We start from the raw sequence: 16969 nt of genomic DNA, 5'->3' as shown, positions 1-16969 counted from the left end.
AAAGGTCGGGCCGGGCAACCAAATAATTAGGTTATACCTGTTCGCTTAACAAGGCATCAATCGTGCCGGTTGCGACGGAGTGGTAGTTGGGCCGGGCTTTCGCATAAATAGTCCGGGCCCGGGTGCGGCCGTTGGGCGTGGCCAGGAGCGCCCGGTAGAGCGGCACCAGGAATTTGCGCCGGCCCACGTGCAGCAGAAATTTTTCCAGCGCCGGCTCTGCTGCCGCGTGGCCCGCCCGCAGCGTGTGCGGAAACCAGGCGGCCAGAATTTCGGCATTGCCGGAAGCGGTGAAATGAAACGCCTCGTCGAGCGCCCCGAGTTGCGCAGCCGAAAGCGTGGACGGGAGGCCGTGCAGGAAGTGCACCCACTCATGGCTGCTCCAGTCGGTGGTAGCCGGCAGAAGGGCAGAGGGGGCCGCGCCGCTTTGCAACTGAGCCAGCGTTTGGTCCACGGCATCGAAGCGGCGCGAACTAACGGCCGGAGCGTTGGGGGGCAGGCCGGGGCCGTCGACCCAGGCGGCCAGGTTAAGCTTGGCTTCAAGGCCGGGCTCCTGGTCTAGCAGCTCGGCGCGGAGGTAGTGCAGGAAGGTGGCCGTGTCCATGGCCTGAAAGCTGAAGCGGGCGAAGTACTCCTTGATAAAGGCATCGAGCCGCGGTCGGCCCACCAGCGACTCCAGCGTGAGCAGGAGCGCGCAGCCTTTCTCATAGGCAATTTCCGTGAGGCCTTCGTCGGGGTCGCGGCTGGCTAAGGCGAGGTGCAGGTGGGTATCGGGGCTGGATACTCCAATTTCATCAATGGTGTGGTGCAGGGCCGCCCGGCCCAGCACTTGGAGCATGTCGGCATACTCGCTGCCATACAAATGTTCCATGATGCGCCGCTCGAAATAGACTGTAAAGCCTTCATTCAACCAGAAATCATTCCACGTTGCATTTGTAACGAGGTTGCCCGACCACGAGTGCGCTAGCTCGTGCGCCACCAAACTAGTCAGGCTGCGGTCGCCGGCCAGGATGGTTGGTGTAACAAATGTTAATCGAGGGTTCTCCATGCCGCCGAAGGGGAAGGAGGGGGGCAGCACCAGCAAATCGTACCGTTCCCAGCGGTAAGGGCCGTAGAGTTCTTCGGCGGCGGCCACCATTTTTTCCAGGTCCGCAAATTCATGAGTGGCTACCGGCAGCGTGGCGGGTTCGGCGTAGATGCCGGTGCGGTGGCTGAGCGGCGCGAACGCAAGGTCGCCTACTGCCAGCGCCATGAGGTAGGCCGGGATGGGCTGGGCCATGCGGAAATGGTACTCGCCGCTGGCGCTAAGCTGCGGGTTCTCGGCGCTCATCAAGGCCAGCAAATGCGCCGGCACGCGCACCGTGGCCTCGTAGGTGAAGCGGATGCCGGGCGAGTCCTGACAAGGCAGCCAGGTGCGCGCCAGAATGGCCTGCGACTGCGTGAACAGGAAGGGCTGGGTGCCGGCCGTTTGCTCAGGTGCCAGCCACTGCAAAGCGGCCGCCGTGGGAGCCGTGCGGTAGTGAATCCGGACGGCCGTCACGGCCGGCGTCAGCTCGACACGTAGGGCCTGGCCCAGCACCCGGTCGGCCGCTTCGTCGAGGGTGAAGTTAGCGGCCGTCGTCGCGCCGTTAGCCTCCAGCACTTCGACGGCTTCAATGGTCAGGTCGCGGGTGTCGAAAACAATTTCTTCGGCCGCGCTGGGTTCGGCCAGCTGCCAGGTGGCACTGCCGCTGAGAGTGTGGGAGCCGAAGTCGACGGTGAGGTGAAGGGCCAGGTGCTGCACCCGGGCCGCGCTGCGGCTGGCGGAGCTGTGCGGGTCGGTGGGCAGGGCAATGGGTTGAGGCAAGGATGAATTCATAAACAGGAATTAAGAGGCGCTGCAAAGCGAATTGAACGGTAGGCCTGGCAAGGGGATGCTTCACCAAGTAGGCGGTGGTAGAAGCCGGTCTTTGCGGCAGAGTTACGAAGGTTGGCACGATTCCGGACATGGCGGTGGTTGGCCACTGCATCGGAATGGCGTACTTTGTGGCCGGACTGCCGACGGGCGGCCCAGGCAACCCCGCCTTCCGGTTGGCAGTACACTGCCCCAACGGTTGGGTTCGCCCGGCTTTTCCCGTTCACATTTCCAGTTTCAATGTCCTTCCTGATTCGATTCACTTCCTTGGTCTGGGTTCTGTTGGTCGCGGCCTTCAGCAGCATCGCGCTGCAGTCCTGCGGTTCCGACAATAACTCCGACAATAACTCCGAGTCCGCTGCCGGCACCACCCAAAGCGCCGACTCCTCGGTTGCCGTGGTGGGCCCCCAGCCCCTCATCGACAGCACCTACGTCATCAAAACCTTCCAGGGCGAGCCCGCTTTTAAGGCCCAGCTGCTGCCGGCGCGCCGCTTCTACCGGGAGCGAGGGTTCCGGCTAGGCTGGTTTAAGGACCACCAACTGGTGAAGCGGGCGGAGGATTTGCAGGCCATCATTGCTAAAGCAGCAGAAGAAGGGTTGAACCCTAAAGACTACCAAGTCAAAGACTTTAAGAAATTATTCGGCGAGCTGAACCAGGCTCGTTCCGATACCGCGCGCCGCAACGCGCTGGAGCAGCAAATCGACGTGGCCCTGACGGGCACCTACATGAAATGGGCCAACGACTACTACCGGGGCATCGCCAATCCGCGCGATACCAAGAGCACGTCGTGGCAAGTCAAACCGAATAAAATCAAGCTGAACAAGGCCCTGGCCACCTTCCTGGGCGACCGCAAAAGTCGCTACAACTACTACGAGTTTGCCCCGCTGCACCCCGAGTACGACCAGCTCAAGAAGGCCCTCGCCACCTACCGCGCCCAGGAACGGGCAGGCGGCTGGCCCCTCTTGCCCGCCAATCTCAACCTGAAGCCGGGCCAGTCGTCGCCGGCCGTGGCCCTGCTGCGCAAGCGTCTGCTCGATAGCGCCGGCGGTGAGGCCGCCGCGTCGCTGCCCGCCGATTCGGCCAAGCACGGCGCCGGGCCCGCCGCCTACCTCTACGACCCCGAAGTGGTAGCCGCGGTAAAATTATTTCAACAGGACGCCGGCCTCAAGCCCACCGGCATTGTGAGCGGCGAAACCCTCCGGCAGCTCAACGTGCCCATCGGCACGCGCATCGACCAGCTTATTCTGAACATGGAGCGCTGGCGCTGGCTGCCCAAAAAGTTTGAGCCAAACTACCTTTTGGTGAACATCCCGGAGTACACGCTCCACGTGGTTGAGGACGGCAAAGAGGCTTTCAACATGCCCGTGATTGTGGGGAAGGTGCTCCACGAAACCCCGGTCTTCAGCGACAAGATGGAGTACGTGGTATTGGCTCCTTATTGGAATGTGCCCTTCAGCATCATCGACAACGAGCTGCGCGATAAGCTGGTGGCCGACCCCCATTACCTCGACCGTCTCGACATGGAAGTGGTGAAGGGCTGGGGCCGCAAAGCCACCCCCGTCGACCCCGCCAGCGTCGACTGGGCCAACGTGACGCAGTCCACTTTCAAGTACACGCTGCGCCGCCGCCCGGGCCCCAAAAACGACCTTGGCGACGTGAAATTTCTCTTCCCCAACTCCCAGGACATTTACCTGCACGACACCCCCCACGATGAGCTGTTTTCGCAGAGCAACCGCAGCTTCAGCCACGGCTGCGTGCGCGTGGCCGAGCCCATCAAGCTGGCCACCTACCTGCTGCGCAACCGCCCTGAATGGGACCGGCAAACCATCCTCGACAGCATCGCCACGCGCCACGAGAAGTACATCACGCTGAAAGAAAAGCTGCCCGTGTACCTGGTGTATTTCACGGCATGGGCCGATGCGGCCGGCCACCCGCACTTCCGCGACGACATCTACGGGCTCGACAAAAAGCTAGCGAAAGAATATTTCAATTAGCGACGGCACGGCCCAATAGCGCCCTGCTTGGAGTAGCTAAAACTGAAAAAGGCCCAAAAGCAAAGGCCCGGCAACCGAATGGTTGCCGGGCCTTTGCTTTTCCATTGGTCATGAAGCGTAGCCACTAAGCTGATAACATTTGTTTCGGAACAAGCATAGGTACAATAACCATTCTCATTATTTACAAATGACACTCGCATTGGCAGCGAAGATATTCATTTGTAAACACCGAGCCATTTTTAAGAGCTCAAGCAAGTTCATGCTAGAACCGCTACATTTGTAATCAAAAGGATGCAGAATGGTTGAACGTATTAGGACACTATTAGAAACCCGGCAACTAACGCCCACCCAGTTTGCTGATGCCATTGGCGTGGCGCGCCCAATAGTGAGCCATATCCTCTCGGGCCGCAACAAACCCAGCCTGGAAGTTGTGCAGCGGATTTTGGCCGCCATGCCCGACCTATCGATGCCATGGCTGCTAAACGGCACGGGCCCCATGCTGGCTACGGCTGTGCCAACGGCGCCCGCCGCACCTGTGAATTTGGCTTCTGCCGCTCACGAAAATGCCACAAAAGCTCCTCTGCTACAAGCTACACCGCCGGTGCCCTTAGCAGCTAGCAGCGAGCCACAAACTGGGGCATCAGTGCCGCGCAAAACACCTCCTGCTGACGCTGCCAAACCAATGCCCCGCCGTTTTACAGCATCACTTAAGAAAGCAGCGCCCGAAACGGGCGATAGTGCTGTGGCAGATGCGCCAGCTGATGCTAATCTGTCAACGGACGCAACTACGGTGTCGGCTCCAGTGCCTTCGCTTACTACAAGGGAAACCATTGTTGAGTCTGAACCTATTGAGCCTACCGCTGCGGTAGCTCAAGAACCTGTAATCTCACCGGAGCCTGCGCCAGCTGCTAGCTCTTCCGCAGCAGCCCTTTTTGCCGGAACCGAAAAGCCTATCCGCCGAATTGTGATTTTTTACCGGGACGGTTCCTTCGCCGACTATCAGCCCGAATAGCTACCTTCTTATAACTGTACCGCTTCAATCGAGCCAAGCCGTTTCTGCAAAGTGCAGAGGCAGCTTGGCTCAATTCTTTTGATATGTGCCTGCACACTTAATGGGTAAAAGGGGCGACTTTCTCGTAGTCTTTACCGCTTTGAAATCAACGCTGGCCGCATTTAGCCGCAATGGGTATGGGCCGCTGAGTCTATGCCAAATAAGCAATTCTCTACTATTGTGGCCTCACTTTTGAAAAATTGTATCACATGGTTTTGTTCAATTTGTCATGCTGTACAGTCGATGGACAATCGAGTCTTTATAGCTAGTACGTCATTTGAGTTATCTGCTGATAAAGCCATATATTTCATTATCCAATGTGCTAATTTCTGTAGGCTCTGAAATGGATGGCGTATTAATGGTAAAGTTTGTACTATAAGTAAGTGTTTTTCATGAACTTACTGACTGCTAACGCAAGTACTGGATTGGGTTGTTTTGTTGCTTTGTTTAAGCTTTAAGGTAAACTATTATACAGTGCTTAGTTCTAAAGTAATGAGCGTTTATGATGGGATGAGAATGCAGGGCGCGAGTGTAAAATGCTAATGGAATTGACTAAGCAGCCGTTTTTAGGAGTCCAAATCTACTGACAGGCCACGGATGCTGAATACTAAATAAGCGAGACATATCGGGCGCACCTTTAAGAAACGCCGCGCACCCAATGGCGTTGCAGTTTTCTTCAGCAGAGCCCGCTACTGACGCGAGCCATTATCATGCGCTGCTCCTTCATGGCGTGGCGGGCAAGCAAAGCGGGGCTTAGTCGTATGTTATCAAATGTAAATGGAGGAAGCAGGCAAGCCAGGCCTGAGAGGATGGCTCCGCTTGAGGCAGGTGCGTAGCCTGCGGCTTTGCTTGCAAACACCTGCAACGCCCAGGCACTGGTTGCGCGTTTCGCGACGGTGGGCTACCTTCGTGGTATGAAACTGACTCGCACGAACCTTTGGTTGGCCGCCGCTACGGCCATGCTCCTGACGGCCTCCTGTTCCCAGGCCCCCGATGCCGCTGAAGCGGAAAAAGACCCTTCGGCAGATGCCGCTTACAAGCGTGCCCACCGGGCCGAAGGCTACCGCGAGGCTCAGCGCTCCAACGTCACCCGCAACTAAACCTGCAGTCGGCCACGCTCTGGCTGGTTAGGCTGCACCCAAAAAATAGAAGCCCCGACCAGTTGCTGGTCGGGGCTTTTGCGTGTGTGTCCGTAGGTGGCCGTCGTTGGCGGAGTGCCTTATGCACCCACGGCAGTAAGGGCGGGGGAAGGCACCGGGGCGGTTTCCAAATCCGGCAGGCTGATGCCGGCCAGCAGGTCGCGCTCCAGCAAGTCGGCCCAGGTGCGGAGGTAAAGCACCACGTCGTCGCGCTGGTTGTGGCGAAGGGCGTCGCGGCGCTCAAACGGAATGGCGGCCCGAATAACCGGGTCGGAAATGCGTTCGAGGTGGGTGAGGTCGCGGCGGCTGAAGCCCAACGCCAGCATCTCGTCGATGGTTTGGTCGATGGGTAGGCCGCTGGTGGGGCAGTAGTCCACAAGCTGCCGCTCCCAGTCGCCGTAGCGCTGCATGGCGCGGGCGTGGATTTCGGCCTTGGTAAGGCGGGTGATGGTTTGGGCAAGGTGGCCGCAGTTGCAGCTGCCCATGTGGCCCCACTGGTAGGGCGCTTGGGTGGCGAGGCGCTGGGCCGTGTCGCGCAGGGCCTGAATGACGGGGAGCGTGGGCTGGGCCATTGTCAGTAGTCAGTAATAGGTATCAAGTATTAAGACTGAATTTGCCGATGCGGCACCGGCTTGCATACCAGCCGGCGGCAATCAGCTTAAAAAGCAAAAAGGCCCGGAAAAAGTTTTTCCGGGCCTTTTTGCTTTTCAATCGACTACTGTACTACTAAAGAGCGCCATGCTACGCGCAGCAGGACGTTTCTTCGGGGGCGTCGCGGCACACGCGCTGCTTAGAACGAGCCGCGGCGTGTGCCGCCGGCTTCGCCCCGGCGACGGCCGCCGAAATCACGGTCGCCACCCTCGCGGTTGCCGCCCACGTTCACGCGGGCGCCACCGCTGCCGAAGCGGCGCGCCGTGTCGGACTGGCCGCTGCCGGGAGCAGCCGCCGGCCGGCTGCGCTCACCGTTGGAACGGCCACCGCCGCTGTTGCCGGCGCTGCCGCTGGGCCGTTCGCCACGGCCACCACCGGAGCGCCCGCCGCCCTGACCACCGCCCGAGCGGCCGCCACCACCGTTGCCGCCTTCGCGGGGGCCGCGGGGCGGGCGGCCTGCCGGGCCTTTGGGCCGAATGATGCGCTCGTTGCCGTGCAGCATCACGGGCTTGATGCGCCCGGAGTCGAAGGGGTGCTCGTCCACGTCAATCTGGCGGCGGATGAGCTTCTGAATGTCCTGCAGGTAGGCCCGCTCCTCATCTTCGACGAAGGAGAAGGCGGTGCCGAAGGCGCCGGCCCGGCCGGTGCGGCCAATGCGGTGCACGTAGGTTTCGGGCTCGTTCGGGATTTCGTAGTTGATGACGTGGGTCAGCTCGTCCACGTCGATGCCGCGGGCGGCGATGTCGGTGGCCACCAGCACGCGGGTGCTGCCGGATTTAAAGTTGGCAAGGGCGCGCTGGCGGTGGTTCTGGCTTTTGTTGCCGTGAATGGCTTCGGCCGGAATCGAGTTCGCCGCCAAGGCTTTCACCACCTTATCGGCCCCGTGCTTGGTGCGGGTGAACACCAGCACGCGCTTGATGTCCTTGTCTTGCAGGATGTGGCGCAGGAGAGCGGGCTTGTCGTTGTTTTCCACGAGGTACACCGACTGCGTCACGGTATCGGCAGTGCTGCTGACTGGCGTCACGGCCACGCGCACGGGGTTGGGACGCAGGATGCTGGCGGCTAGCTCCTGAATCTGGCCGGGCATGGTGGCCGAGAAAAACAGCGTCTGGCGCTTGGCGGGCAGCTTGGGCAGAATGCGCTTGATGTCGTGAATGAAACCCATGTCAAGCATGCGGTCGGCTTCGTCGAGCACGAACACCTCGATTTGACGCAGGTCAACGAAGCCCTGGTTCATGAGGTCGAGCAAGCGGCCGGGCGTGGCAATGAGCACCTCCACGCCGCGCTTGAGCGCCTGCACCTGCGGGTGCTGGCCCACGCCGCCGAAGATAACCGTGTGCCGAATCTGGCTCAGGTGGCGGCCGTAGGCGCCAAAGCTTTCGTTAATCTGGATGGCCAGCTCGCGGGTGGGCGTGAGCACGAGGCAGCGAATGGCGCGCGAGGAGTGGTTGGACACCTGGGCCGTGCGGTGCAGCACTTGCAGGATGGGCACGGTGAAAGCGGCCGTTTTACCGGTGCCCGTTTGGGCCACGCCCAACAGGTCTTTGCCTTCGAGCACGTGCGGAATGGCCTGCTCCTGGATAGGGGTAGGGTTGGTGTAGCCTTCCTCTTTAAGAGCTTTGAGGATGGGGTCAATCAGGTTTAAATCGTCAAACGTCATGCGAATAGCAAGTTGTTAGCGCGGAGGCATTAAAGGGCAACTCCGCAGGCAGGATGTTTGCGAACAGTAGTTCGCAGAATAAATGGTTCAGCCTACGGCGTGACGTAGGCCGGCATGGCCACGCCGGGCGAAACCGGGCGTGGGTGGGGTTGGCGGCTCGTCGGAGGCCGTCAGATTCCCGGGCTGAGGAGGAATTGGGGTGAGGTGCGCTTACTTGCGGAGGCAGCCGAGGCGCGGGGCTTTGCCCGAGGCGGCCGGGCAACGGGCTGCTCCGACGGCGGCCCTGGTGTGCACAAAGGTACAACACAGACGCGCCAACACCGGTTAGACCTTTCGCAGAAGCCCTAACGAACCGTGGAGACTCTCTTAATAACCTCGCCAACGGTGCCAGCCAACGGACAACGCGCGCCCAGGTATGGCGCTACAATTTGAAAACACCCTTGCCAGCTCGCTTAACCACAGTTCTGTTCGACCTCGACGACACCTTGTTCGACCACATCGCCACGGCGCGCGCCGCCTTGCGGGCCAGCGCTGCCCCGTTGGCTTTCTTCCAAACAGTCGATTTTGAAGGGTTTTATAAGCTTTATAGCGAATTGCTGGAAGAATACCACGCCCTGCTGATGGCGGGCCGTTGCACTTATGAAGAAGCTCGCCTGCGACGGTTTGAGCGCCTGCTGGCGCCGTACTGGGCTACAGCCACCGCAGCAGAATTCAATGATTTTATGCGCGCCAACCAGTGGCACTACTCCCGCCTGCGCCAGCCAGTGGCCGGCGCGCTGGCCCTGTTGCAAGCCCTAAAGCCGCGCTACCGCATTGGCATTGTCACCAACAACCGCACGGCGGAGCAGGAAGAGAAGCTGGCTTTTCTGAGCATGACCGATTTCGTGGATGCCCTGATTACCTCGGAGGAAGTAGGGGTGCCCAAGCCCAACCCCCGCATTTTCGAGGTAGCCTTGAAGCGGCTGGGCGCCCGGCCAGAGCAAACCGTGCTGGTGGGCGACAACTGGCAGGCCGATGTGCTGGGCGCACTGGCCGTGGGCATTCGGCCGGTGTGGCTCAACCGGTTGGGCACGAAGCAGGCTTTGCCGCACGTGGCTGCAATCAGCAGCTTCGAACCGCTGGAAGCCGCGCTGCGGGCCGTCGTTTCGGCCGATTGAAAACTTCAGGACGGCTTTTTTGCTTCGCTTTCCGTTCTTTGGGAGCACCAGTAATTTTCTTTCATCCTTCCGCCACCATGCAAATTATCGAGCGCACCCGCGTTTTCAACGGTCATTACAAGGTCAACCAACTCATTGTGCAGGACGGCGACGCGCAGCTTAAGCGCGAGCAGTTTGCGCCCGGCAAGGCCGTGGCTGCCCTGGTCTACGACACGGCCCGGCAGGTATACGTGCTCACCCGCCAATTCCGCATTGGCCCGGAAAAAGAAATTCTGGAGCTGGCCGCCGGCATGATTGACCACGACGAAGCGCCCGAAACGGCCGTGCGCCGCGAAATTCACGAGGAGCTGGGCTACGAAATTGACCGGCTCGAAGAAATAGTGCAGATGTGGCCCTCGCCGGGCACGAGCTCGGAGGCCATCACGATATACTACGCCGAGGTGAGCCACAAAACCGGCGCCGGCGGCGGCCTCATCGAGGAAAACGAAAAAATTGAGATGGTCGACTTCACCTGGGACGCCCTGGTGGCCGAGCCGCTGCAGGATGCCAAGACGATGATTGCCGTGCAATGGGCGCAGCTGCGGAAACGGTAGCGGGCACCCGCCAGGGCGTCATGGTTTCGGCGTGAAGAATGAGTGCCTCGGCCAGCGGACTGACGGGCAAATCCACGAAGCGGACGCGGTAGTGCATCTCTTCGGCCGAGGATACTTCGCGGCTGCCGAAGCGGATGACGCGGCGCAGGCGCTGGGCGTTGGGCCAGTCGCGCAGGGCCACGGCGTTGCCGAAGGCGAAGGCATTGGCCGGAATGCTGTAGCCCAACACCAGCGGGCCGCTGTCGATGTCGCCTTCGCTGGTTTCGTAGCTGCCGGCCCGCTCGCTGTAGAGGCGGATGGCGCCCCAATTGGTGCTGAACTGTGCCTGATAGCGGCGGTACTGCTCGGCCGCGTAGCCCGGCGCAAAGCGGTAGAGGAAGAAAATGCTCCAGCCCAGATGCGAGCCGCGCGGCTCTTGGGCGGCCTGGTGGCGCGTGGCTGGCTTGGAAAGGAGCAGGCCAGTGGCGGGGTCGGTGAGATGCTGGCGGGCGTAGGCCACCCATTGCTGGCAGAAAGCCCGGTAGGGGCTGCCCGTCAACTCGCTGTGGAGCTGGAGCGAAGCCAGGGCCACGGTATTGTCGGGCACCCACACGCCGCCGGGGTATGATTCGAGGCAGTGGTTGGGCGCAGCGGCAAGCCGGCGGTGCAGCGTGGCCGAAAGCGAATCGTGCAATGCCTGGTAGGGGGAGGCGGGGTCGAGCAGGCGGTGGCAGCCCAGCATCAGGTTGAGGTGGCCCAGGTAGAGGACGGAGGTTACCGAGTCGGACCTGACGAAGGCATTGGAGTTGCGGAAAGCCTGGGCAACGCTGCCAGTCAGCATTTTGGCAATGGCCAGCTGCGTGTAGTGTGCAGCTTCGGGCCGAAAGGTGCTGTCCAGCTGGCTTATGTTGGTGAAGGCATACACCGCATACGAGAGCGAAAACAAGGACCATTCGGCATTGCCCAGCGCATTGAGTTCGGCCGACTCATTTTGCGGCGAGCGGATAATTCGCTCGAGGTAATGCGCTTTCCGGCGCAGCTCCGCCGGTGCCGGGTAGTGGTAGCTGGGCCGGCTAAACGCGGCCCAGAGCCCAAGCACCAACACGCCAATAACAAGCGCAATTTTCCGTTTCATCTGGCTGCAACCGCTACTGCTCGCTCATTATTGTATAAAAAAACGGGGCGGAATTCGTTGCATGCGAATGCCGCCCCGCTGGACGCACGACGGACAGGTGTTACTGCGCGGCCGGCAGCGTCAGGATGTAGTCAAAGGTTTGGTACAGCTTGGCGTCGCGAATGCTGACGTTGAGCTCCTGCGCCTCCATTTTGGGGAAGGGAAGCACGGTTTTGCCCTGGTAGAGGTCGCGGCCGAAGAAGCGGCCGGTGCCGGCGGGCAGCGTCTGGGCAAATACCTCCTTGCCGGCTTTATCGGTAACGGTGAGGGTGAGGTTGGACATTTCCACGCCCTTCGGACCCTGGCGGTGCACCGTGACCACCAGCGCTCCACCGGGCGGAATGGCCGCCAAGCGGCGCTGGTAGGTGCTATCGGCCCAGTCTTTGAGCTTGCGCAGGGCGTCGATTTCCTTGAGCATGTCGGCCGCTGAACGGTAGCCAAGGCGGGTAAACGAGCCGTCAACTTCCTGCTCCTCGTCGGTGTTTTTAGTCACGTTCTGCACATAGGGCGACTCGGAGTCGCGCTGGGCAAAAGTGTAGCGCTTGCGGCCTTTGGCGGCTTTGCCGGTAGGTTGGGCCAGCACCGAGCCAGCCCCCAGCAGGAGCAAGCTCAGCAGTAGAAAAGAGCGCATCGCGCGGGGTATAAACTGCATAATTAAAAGGTCAAGAGGGAATGAAATAAGAAAGAACAAACAGGTTGATAATTGGGTGAGCAAAGAACGGAAAACCGCGCCAGAATCCAGCAAAACACCTCCTGGCCGAAATTGGACTGCCACCCTGGCCCAGCGTTATTGATTTAAGGATAATACGCCCGTAAACGCCGCATCATACCAGGCAAGGAACTTTGAAAGCAGGATTTTTCACCGCTTCTAACCCTTCCTGCTATGTACTTCCCGGCCTTGATTGCGGGGTTGCGCCGCCTGGGGCGCTGGCTCGTGTATGAGTTGTTTCAGCTGGCGCTGTGGGTGGCGTTTTTGTTGCACACGGTGAGCAGCCTGCGCTCGGCGTTTGGCGGCGGCGGGGCGCTGGGCCGGCTGCGGCCGGGGCCAGCCATCCGACCGCGCCGCAGCCCCGGGCCCGCGCGGGGCGGCCGGTTCACGCCAGCCGCTGCCGCATGAGCACAGCCTTTGTTTCCTTGCCCGAAAGCCCTGCAGCACCGGCCCGCCCGCGTCGCAAGCGCCGGGTGCAGGTGGCCGTCATCTCCGATGTGCACCTGGGCACCTACGGCTGCCACGCCCGCGAACTGCTGCGCTACCTCAAAAGCATTCGGCCGCAGGTGCTGGTGCTCAACGGCGACATTGTCGACATCTGGCAGTTCAGCAAAAACTACTGGCCGCCGGCCCACATGCGGGTGGTGCGCTACCTGGCCGGCCTGGCCGCCAAGGGCGTGCGCATTCATTACCTCACCGGCAACCACGACGAGCTGCTGCGCAAGTTTGCCGGCCTGAAGCTGGGCCATTTCCGCCTCGCCAACAAGCTGGTGCTCGACCTGCCGCATGGCCGCACCTGGCTGTTTCACGGCGACGTGTTCGACGTGACCATGCGGCACTCGCGCTGGCTGGCCAAACTCGGCGGCCACGGCTACGACCTGCTGATTCTGATTAACCGTTTTGTAAACTATGGCCTGGCCAAGCTGGGCCGGCCCCGCGTGGCGCTGAGCAAGCTGGTGAAGGAGCGGGTGAAAACCGCCGTGGCTGCCGTGAGCAACTTCGAGGAAACGGCTGCCGCCATTGCCGCCGACGAAGGCTACCGCTACGTGGCTTGCGGCCACATACACCAGCCCGAAATCAAGCCCCTGACCACCGGAAAAGGGGAGGTGACCTACCTTAACTCGGGCGACTGGGTCGAAAACCTGACAGCTCTGGAATACACCGAAGCCGCCGGCTGGCAGCTCTATTACTACAACGAGGACCCCGCCATGCAGGCCTCGCCGGAAGCCGAAGCCGCCGATGCCGCCGAGGAACTGGCCGATGCCGACCCGGCCGCGCTGCTGGAAGGCTTGCTGCTGGAGTTTAAGATTAAGTGAAATGGGGTTTTGGGCATTGAAAAACGGTTGTCATCCTGAGTGCAGCAAAGACCTTATTAAGCTTCAATGACTTATTCAAACGTGAGAAGGTCCTTCGTCTCTGTTTTAATCGCAGAATGCTCAGGATGACAGCAGGCCCCAGCCCCTGCTACACCGACTACCTAAATTAAATGCCCCGAATTCTCTACGCCATCCAAGGCACCGGCAACGGCCACCTGAGCCGCGCCCTCGACGTGGTCCCGCTGCTGCGCAGCCGCTGCGACCAGCTCGATATTCTGATAAGCGGCCCGCCGGCCGATTTGCCGCTGGTATTTGACGTGAAGTACCGGGCCCAGGGCATGGGTTTTTTGTTTGGCAAGAAGGGCGGCATCAACTTCGTGAAGACGTTCTGGCAGTTCAATTCGGCCAAATTCGTGAGCGAAGTGCGCCACCTGCCGGTGGAAAGCTATGACTTGGTTATCAGTGACTTTGAGCCGGTGAGCAGCTGGGCCTGCAAGCTGCGCGAGGTGCCCTGCGTGGCCCTGAGCCACCAAAGCGCCGTGTTGCATCCTGCCGCTCCCCGGCCCGAGCGGGAAGACCCGGCCGGCCGTGCCGTGCTGAAGCACTACGCGCCGAGCACGGCGCGCTACGGGTTTCATTTTCAGGAATACGGGCAGGGTATTTCTACGCCCGTCATCCGCCAGCAGGTGCGCGAACTCAACCCCACTAATGAAGGCCATTACACGGTGTATTTGCCGGCTTATGAAGAGGAAATACTGGTGGAGCGTCTGCAATACCTGAGCCGCAGCACGCGCTGGGAGGTGTTCAGCAAGCACAGCCAGATGCCGGCCACCTACGGCAACGTGCGCGTATGGCCGGTGAGCGGCAGCGCCTTTCTCGACAGCCTAGCCCGAGCTGCCGGCGTGCTGTGCGGCGCCGGTTTCGAAACGCCCGCGGAGGCACTTTTTTTAGGTAAAAAGCTGCTGGTGATGCCCATGAAACAGCAATATGAGCAGCAGTGCAATGCGGCGGCTTTGGCCCAGATGGGTGTACCGGTCATTAAAAACTTTAAAGACAAAAACTTGGACAAAGTAGACCAGTGGCTGCACCGCGACGACACCGTGCCCGTAAACTACCCCGACCACACGGCCGACGTGCTGGATGCGGTGCTGCGGGAGCAGCTGCCGGGCAGTGGAGTACAAAAGTTGAACGGTGCACCCAATAAGAACGTCATGCTGAGCGCAGCCGAAGCATCTCTACCGCAATAGTGAAATCAGTTATATGAATCACGTTGCGCGGTAGAGATGCTTCGACTCGGCTGCGCCTCCGCTCAGCACGACGTTCCGCTTATGTTGCTAAAGCCTCCATCTGCGTTATTCTGTTTTACGTTCTAAACGCCCTTCCGCGCCCTGCGCATGATAAAGCTACCGCCCCGCTACGACGAGCCGCTCCCGGCCGCCTTCTTCCCGTCCTCGGCGCCGCTGCCGTTTTCCCGCGCCGATTTTGGGCCCGATTTTCATTGGGGCGCCTCGGCCGCGGCTTACCAAACGGAGGGCGCCTGGCAGCACCAGGGCAAGGGGCCCAGCATCTGGGACGATTTCACGCGCCGCAAGGGCGTGGTTCGGCGCAACGAGCACGGGCGCGTGGCAGCGGATTTCTACAACCGCTACGAAACCGACCTTGACCTGGCCGCCAAAATGGGCCTGACGGACTTTCGGTTTTCAGCCGCCTGGGCGCGGGTGCTGCCCGAAGGCATTGGCGCGGTGAACCGCCGCGGCCTCGATTTTTATGACCGGCTGGTGGATGCTTGCCTGGAGCGCGACCTGCGCCCCTGGCTCACGCTCTACCACTGGGACTTGCCCAGCGCCCTGCAGGCCCGGGGCGGCTGGACCAACCGCAACATCGTGGGCTGGTTTTCGGAATATGCCCAGCTCATGGCCCGCCGCCTTGGCGACCGGGTGGCGCACTGGTGCGTGCTCAACGAGCCCATGGTGTTTGTGGGCGCGGGCCACCTGCTGGGCATTCACGCGCCGGGCCGGCGACACCTGGGAGCGTTTCTGGCGGCGGCCCACCACGCCACGCTAGCCCAGGCCGAAGGGGGGCGCGCCCTGCGCGCCTTGCTGCCCGAATCGGCCGAAATTGGCACTACGTTTTCGTGCTCTTACACGGTGCCCTACCGCCCCGGCAATGCCTACGACGAAGCCGCCACCCGCCGCGCCGACGCCCTGCTCAACCGCTTTTTCGTAGAGCCCACGCTCGGCCTGGGCTACCCGGTGGCCGAACTGCCCGCCCTGCGCTGGCTGCTCGACCGCTATCAGAAGCCCGGCGACGAGCAGCGCCTCAAGTTCGATTTCGACTTCTGGGGCATCCAGAACTACACCCGCGAAGTGGTGAAATTTTCGCCCTGGCTGCCGTTGCAATGGGCCACTCTGGTGCCCGCCATGCAGCGGGGCGTGCCCTTCACCGACATGGGCTGGGAGGTGTATCCAGAGTCCATCTACCACATGCTCAAGCAGTATGCGGCTTACCCCAACGCTCCCAAGCTGATTATCACCGAAAGTGGTTCGGCCTTCCCCGATGATGTAGTGGCGGGCCGTGTGCCCGACGCGGCCCGCCGCGCCTACCTGCAGGCGGCCATCGGCCAGGTGCTGCGGGCCCGGCGCGAGGGCGTGGACGTGGGCGGCTATTTTGCCTGGAGCCTGACCGATAATTTCGAATGGGCCGAGGGCTATGGTCCCCGCTTTGGCCTCATCCACGTCGATTACGAGACGCAGGAGCGCATTTTGAAGGACTCGGGGCGTTGGTATAAGAAGTTTTTGGGCGGCTCAGCGGTAGAGAACAAGGCCGCGGTAGCGTTGCAGCCTGGAACAGTACAGTCCCACTAAAACGGTCATGCCGGGGGCAGCCGGGGCATCTCGCGTGTAGCAGTAATCCTGACGATTGGATTGCGTTGCGCACGCGAGATGCCTCGGCTGCGCTCGACATGACAGAAGGCTGTCTTCTTACAGCAGCATGTCCCGACAGTTCACAAACTTGTCAATTAACAGTTCCGGTTGTTGCTCGTCGAACTCTCCAAACCCCAGCACGAACGCGGGGGCCGGCTGTACGAATTTGATGGCTGCATTCACGGCGTCGAGATAGGGGCGGAGGCGGCTTTGGTCGCCCTCGGCAGCGGCAAATTCAGCGTCCCAGCGCAGGAGCTCTGGGTCTTTGCGCACCAGGAAGGGAATGACAAAGGGAATGAAGCGGCTGAAAATCGGGTTTTCATCGGCCGTCAGGCGAGTGTCGGGCCAGAGGTGGAATTCGCCAAACGAGGCCGGCGGCACAACCACAAAAGATGCCTTTTCCACGGTCATCTCCGCGAACATCTCTAGCCTGTTGGGCTGGGCATAGAACTGCGCGTAGGCCGCGTACCACACCGTAATTCCGGCCTGATTTACCAGTTGGTAGGGATGGAAAGTGCTGGCCAGGCCCAAGCCGCCGTGGTTGCCAATTACCAGGTTATACAGCTCGCCAAACTTCGTTAAATCAGAAGATTGACGGTAGGGTTGGCTAGTGAGGCCGTAGAGGTAGAAGCTGGCGAAATCGTTGAGGGACGGACCGGAGGGAGCGGTTTGGGGGATGGTATCGGGCAAAATGCAATTGACCGGTGAAAGTGAATCCGGCTAGGACAAA

Annotated in this window: 15 protein-coding genes; 9 read left to right on the top strand and 6 right to left on the bottom strand. The window is 60.9% G+C overall.

The genetic code is table 11. The features are described 5' to 3' along the window. Nucleotides 1–31: 31 nt before the first annotated feature. Nucleotides 32–1855: a M1 family metallopeptidase gene (locus I2I01_RS02025; protein ID WP_196284746.1), complete on the bottom strand. Its 1824-nt coding sequence runs from the start codon at nucleotides 1853–1855 to the stop codon at nucleotides 32–34. Nucleotides 1856–2131: 276 nt separating this feature from the next. Here I2I01_RS02025 and I2I01_RS02020 point away from each other — a divergent pair, with 276 nt between their 5' ends. The 3 genes from I2I01_RS02020 (at nucleotide 2132) to I2I01_RS02010 (ending at nucleotide 6037) form a co-directional block, all read left to right on the top strand. Next, a complete protein-coding gene (locus I2I01_RS02020; RefSeq protein ID WP_196284745.1) occupies nucleotides 2132–3886 on the top strand; it encodes a L,D-transpeptidase family protein in 1755 nt (584 codons plus the stop codon). A 298-nt stretch (nucleotides 3887–4184) separates the two neighbouring features. Beyond that, nucleotides 4185–4898: a helix-turn-helix domain-containing protein gene (locus I2I01_RS23630; RefSeq protein WP_196284744.1), complete on the top strand. Its 714-nt coding sequence runs from the start codon at nucleotides 4185–4187 to the stop codon at nucleotides 4896–4898. Nucleotides 4899–5851: 953 nt separating this feature from the next. Next, nucleotides 5852–6037 (top strand): hypothetical protein, encoded by a 186-nt coding sequence (locus I2I01_RS02010; RefSeq protein WP_196284743.1) that lies wholly within the window; start codon nucleotides 5852–5854, stop codon nucleotides 6035–6037. Nucleotides 6038–6156: 119 nt separating this feature from the next. On the opposite strand, the gene I2I01_RS02005 is transcribed toward I2I01_RS02010, so the two are convergent. After that, nucleotides 6157–6648 (bottom strand): hypothetical protein, encoded by a 492-nt coding sequence (locus I2I01_RS02005; protein WP_196284742.1) that lies wholly within the window; start codon nucleotides 6646–6648, stop codon nucleotides 6157–6159. Between the two features lie 218 nt (nucleotides 6649–6866). Continuing rightward, nucleotides 6867–8387: a DEAD/DEAH box helicase gene (locus tag I2I01_RS02000; protein ID WP_196284741.1), complete on the bottom strand. Its 1521-nt coding sequence runs from the start codon at nucleotides 8385–8387 to the stop codon at nucleotides 6867–6869. A gap of 440 nt (nucleotides 8388–8827) precedes the next feature. Here I2I01_RS02000 and I2I01_RS01995 point away from each other — a divergent pair, with 440 nt between their 5' ends. Continuing rightward, nucleotides 8828–9544, top strand: a complete 717-nt coding sequence (locus I2I01_RS01995) for an HAD family hydrolase (protein WP_196284740.1) — start codon at nucleotides 8828–8830, stop codon at nucleotides 9542–9544. Nucleotides 9545–9621: 77 nt separating this feature from the next. Further along, on the top strand, nucleotides 9622–10137 hold the full coding sequence (locus tag I2I01_RS01990) for an NUDIX domain-containing protein (RefSeq protein ID WP_196284739.1): 516 nt from the start codon (nucleotides 9622–9624) through the stop codon (nucleotides 10135–10137). On the opposite strand, the gene I2I01_RS01985 is transcribed toward I2I01_RS01990, so the two are convergent. After that, a complete protein-coding gene (locus tag I2I01_RS01985) occupies nucleotides 10052–11251 on the bottom strand; it encodes a hypothetical protein (protein WP_196284738.1) in 1200 nt (399 codons plus the stop codon). The two genes, I2I01_RS01990 and I2I01_RS01985, sit on opposite strands and share 86 nt — an antisense overlap. 100 nt (nucleotides 11252–11351) lie before the next feature. Further along, nucleotides 11352–11921, bottom strand: a complete 570-nt coding sequence (locus tag I2I01_RS01980; protein WP_196284737.1) for a hypothetical protein — start codon at nucleotides 11919–11921, stop codon at nucleotides 11352–11354. A 252-nt stretch (nucleotides 11922–12173) separates the two neighbouring features. Between I2I01_RS01980 and I2I01_RS01975 the strand changes: the two genes are divergently transcribed. The 4 genes from I2I01_RS01975 (at nucleotide 12174) to I2I01_RS01960 (ending at nucleotide 16179) form a co-directional block, all read left to right on the top strand. Next, a complete protein-coding gene (locus I2I01_RS01975) occupies nucleotides 12174–12407 on the top strand; it encodes a hypothetical protein (protein WP_196284736.1) in 234 nt (77 codons plus the stop codon). Beyond that, a complete protein-coding gene (locus tag I2I01_RS01970; RefSeq protein WP_196284735.1) occupies nucleotides 12404–13315 on the top strand; it encodes a UDP-2,3-diacylglucosamine diphosphatase in 912 nt (303 codons plus the stop codon). Before I2I01_RS01975 ends, I2I01_RS01970 begins: the two co-directional genes overlap by 4 nt. Nucleotides 13316–13485: 170 nt before the next feature. Beyond that, nucleotides 13486–14562: a glycosyltransferase family protein gene (locus I2I01_RS01965; RefSeq protein WP_196284734.1), complete on the top strand. Its 1077-nt coding sequence runs from the start codon at nucleotides 13486–13488 to the stop codon at nucleotides 14560–14562. A 147-nt stretch (nucleotides 14563–14709) separates the two neighbouring features. After that, on the top strand, nucleotides 14710–16179 hold the full coding sequence (locus tag I2I01_RS01960; RefSeq protein ID WP_196284733.1) for a GH1 family beta-glucosidase: 1470 nt from the start codon (nucleotides 14710–14712) through the stop codon (nucleotides 16177–16179). A gap of 117 nt (nucleotides 16180–16296) precedes the next feature. On the opposite strand, the gene I2I01_RS01955 is transcribed toward I2I01_RS01960, so the two are convergent. Continuing rightward, a complete protein-coding gene (locus tag I2I01_RS01955; protein WP_196284732.1) occupies nucleotides 16297–16929 on the bottom strand; it encodes a hypothetical protein in 633 nt (210 codons plus the stop codon). Nucleotides 16930–16969: the final 40 nt, after the last annotated feature.

Source organism: Hymenobacter properus, from assembly GCF_015694735.1.
Classification (GTDB): Bacteria; Bacteroidota; Bacteroidia; order Cytophagales; family Hymenobacteraceae; genus Hymenobacter; species Hymenobacter properus.
This window is presented reverse-complemented; position numbering and strand designations above follow the sequence as displayed.

What these genes read in the sequence shown, in the direction of transcription:
- I2I01_RS02020 (WP_196284745.1), top strand. Translation starts at nt 2,132, where the DNA reads ATGTCCTTCCTGATTCGATTCACTTCCTTGGTCTGGGTTCTGTTGGTC.
- I2I01_RS01975 (WP_196284736.1), top strand. Translation starts at nt 12,174, where the DNA reads ATGTACTTCCCGGCCTTGATTGCGGGGTTGCGCCGCCTGGGGCGCTGG.
- I2I01_RS01970 (WP_196284735.1), top strand. Translation starts at nt 12,404, where the DNA reads ATGAGCACAGCCTTTGTTTCCTTGCCCGAAAGCCCTGCAGCACCGGCC.
- I2I01_RS02025 (WP_196284746.1), bottom strand. Translation starts at nt 1,855, where the DNA reads ATGAATTCATCCTTGCCTCAACCCATTGCCCTGCCCACCGACCCGCAC.
- I2I01_RS01960 (WP_196284733.1), top strand. Translation starts at nt 14,710, where the DNA reads ATGATAAAGCTACCGCCCCGCTACGACGAGCCGCTCCCGGCCGCCTTC.
- I2I01_RS01985 (WP_196284738.1), bottom strand. Translation starts at nt 11,251, where the DNA reads ATGAAACGGAAAATTGCGCTTGTTATTGGCGTGTTGGTGCTTGGGCTC.
- I2I01_RS02005 (WP_196284742.1), bottom strand. Translation starts at nt 6,648, where the DNA reads ATGGCCCAGCCCACGCTCCCCGTCATTCAGGCCCTGCGCGACACGGCC.
- I2I01_RS23630 (WP_196284744.1), top strand. Translation starts at nt 4,185, where the DNA reads ATGGTTGAACGTATTAGGACACTATTAGAAACCCGGCAACTAACGCCC.
- I2I01_RS02000 (WP_196284741.1), bottom strand. Translation starts at nt 8,387, where the DNA reads ATGACGTTTGACGATTTAAACCTGATTGACCCCATCCTCAAAGCTCTT.
- I2I01_RS02010 (WP_196284743.1), top strand. Translation starts at nt 5,852, where the DNA reads ATGAAACTGACTCGCACGAACCTTTGGTTGGCCGCCGCTACGGCCATG.
- I2I01_RS01980 (WP_196284737.1), bottom strand. Translation starts at nt 11,921, where the DNA reads ATGCGCTCTTTTCTACTGCTGAGCTTGCTCCTGCTGGGGGCTGGCTCG.
- I2I01_RS01965 (WP_196284734.1), top strand. Translation starts at nt 13,486, where the DNA reads ATGCCCCGAATTCTCTACGCCATCCAAGGCACCGGCAACGGCCACCTG.
- I2I01_RS01990 (WP_196284739.1), top strand. Translation starts at nt 9,622, where the DNA reads ATGCAAATTATCGAGCGCACCCGCGTTTTCAACGGTCATTACAAGGTC.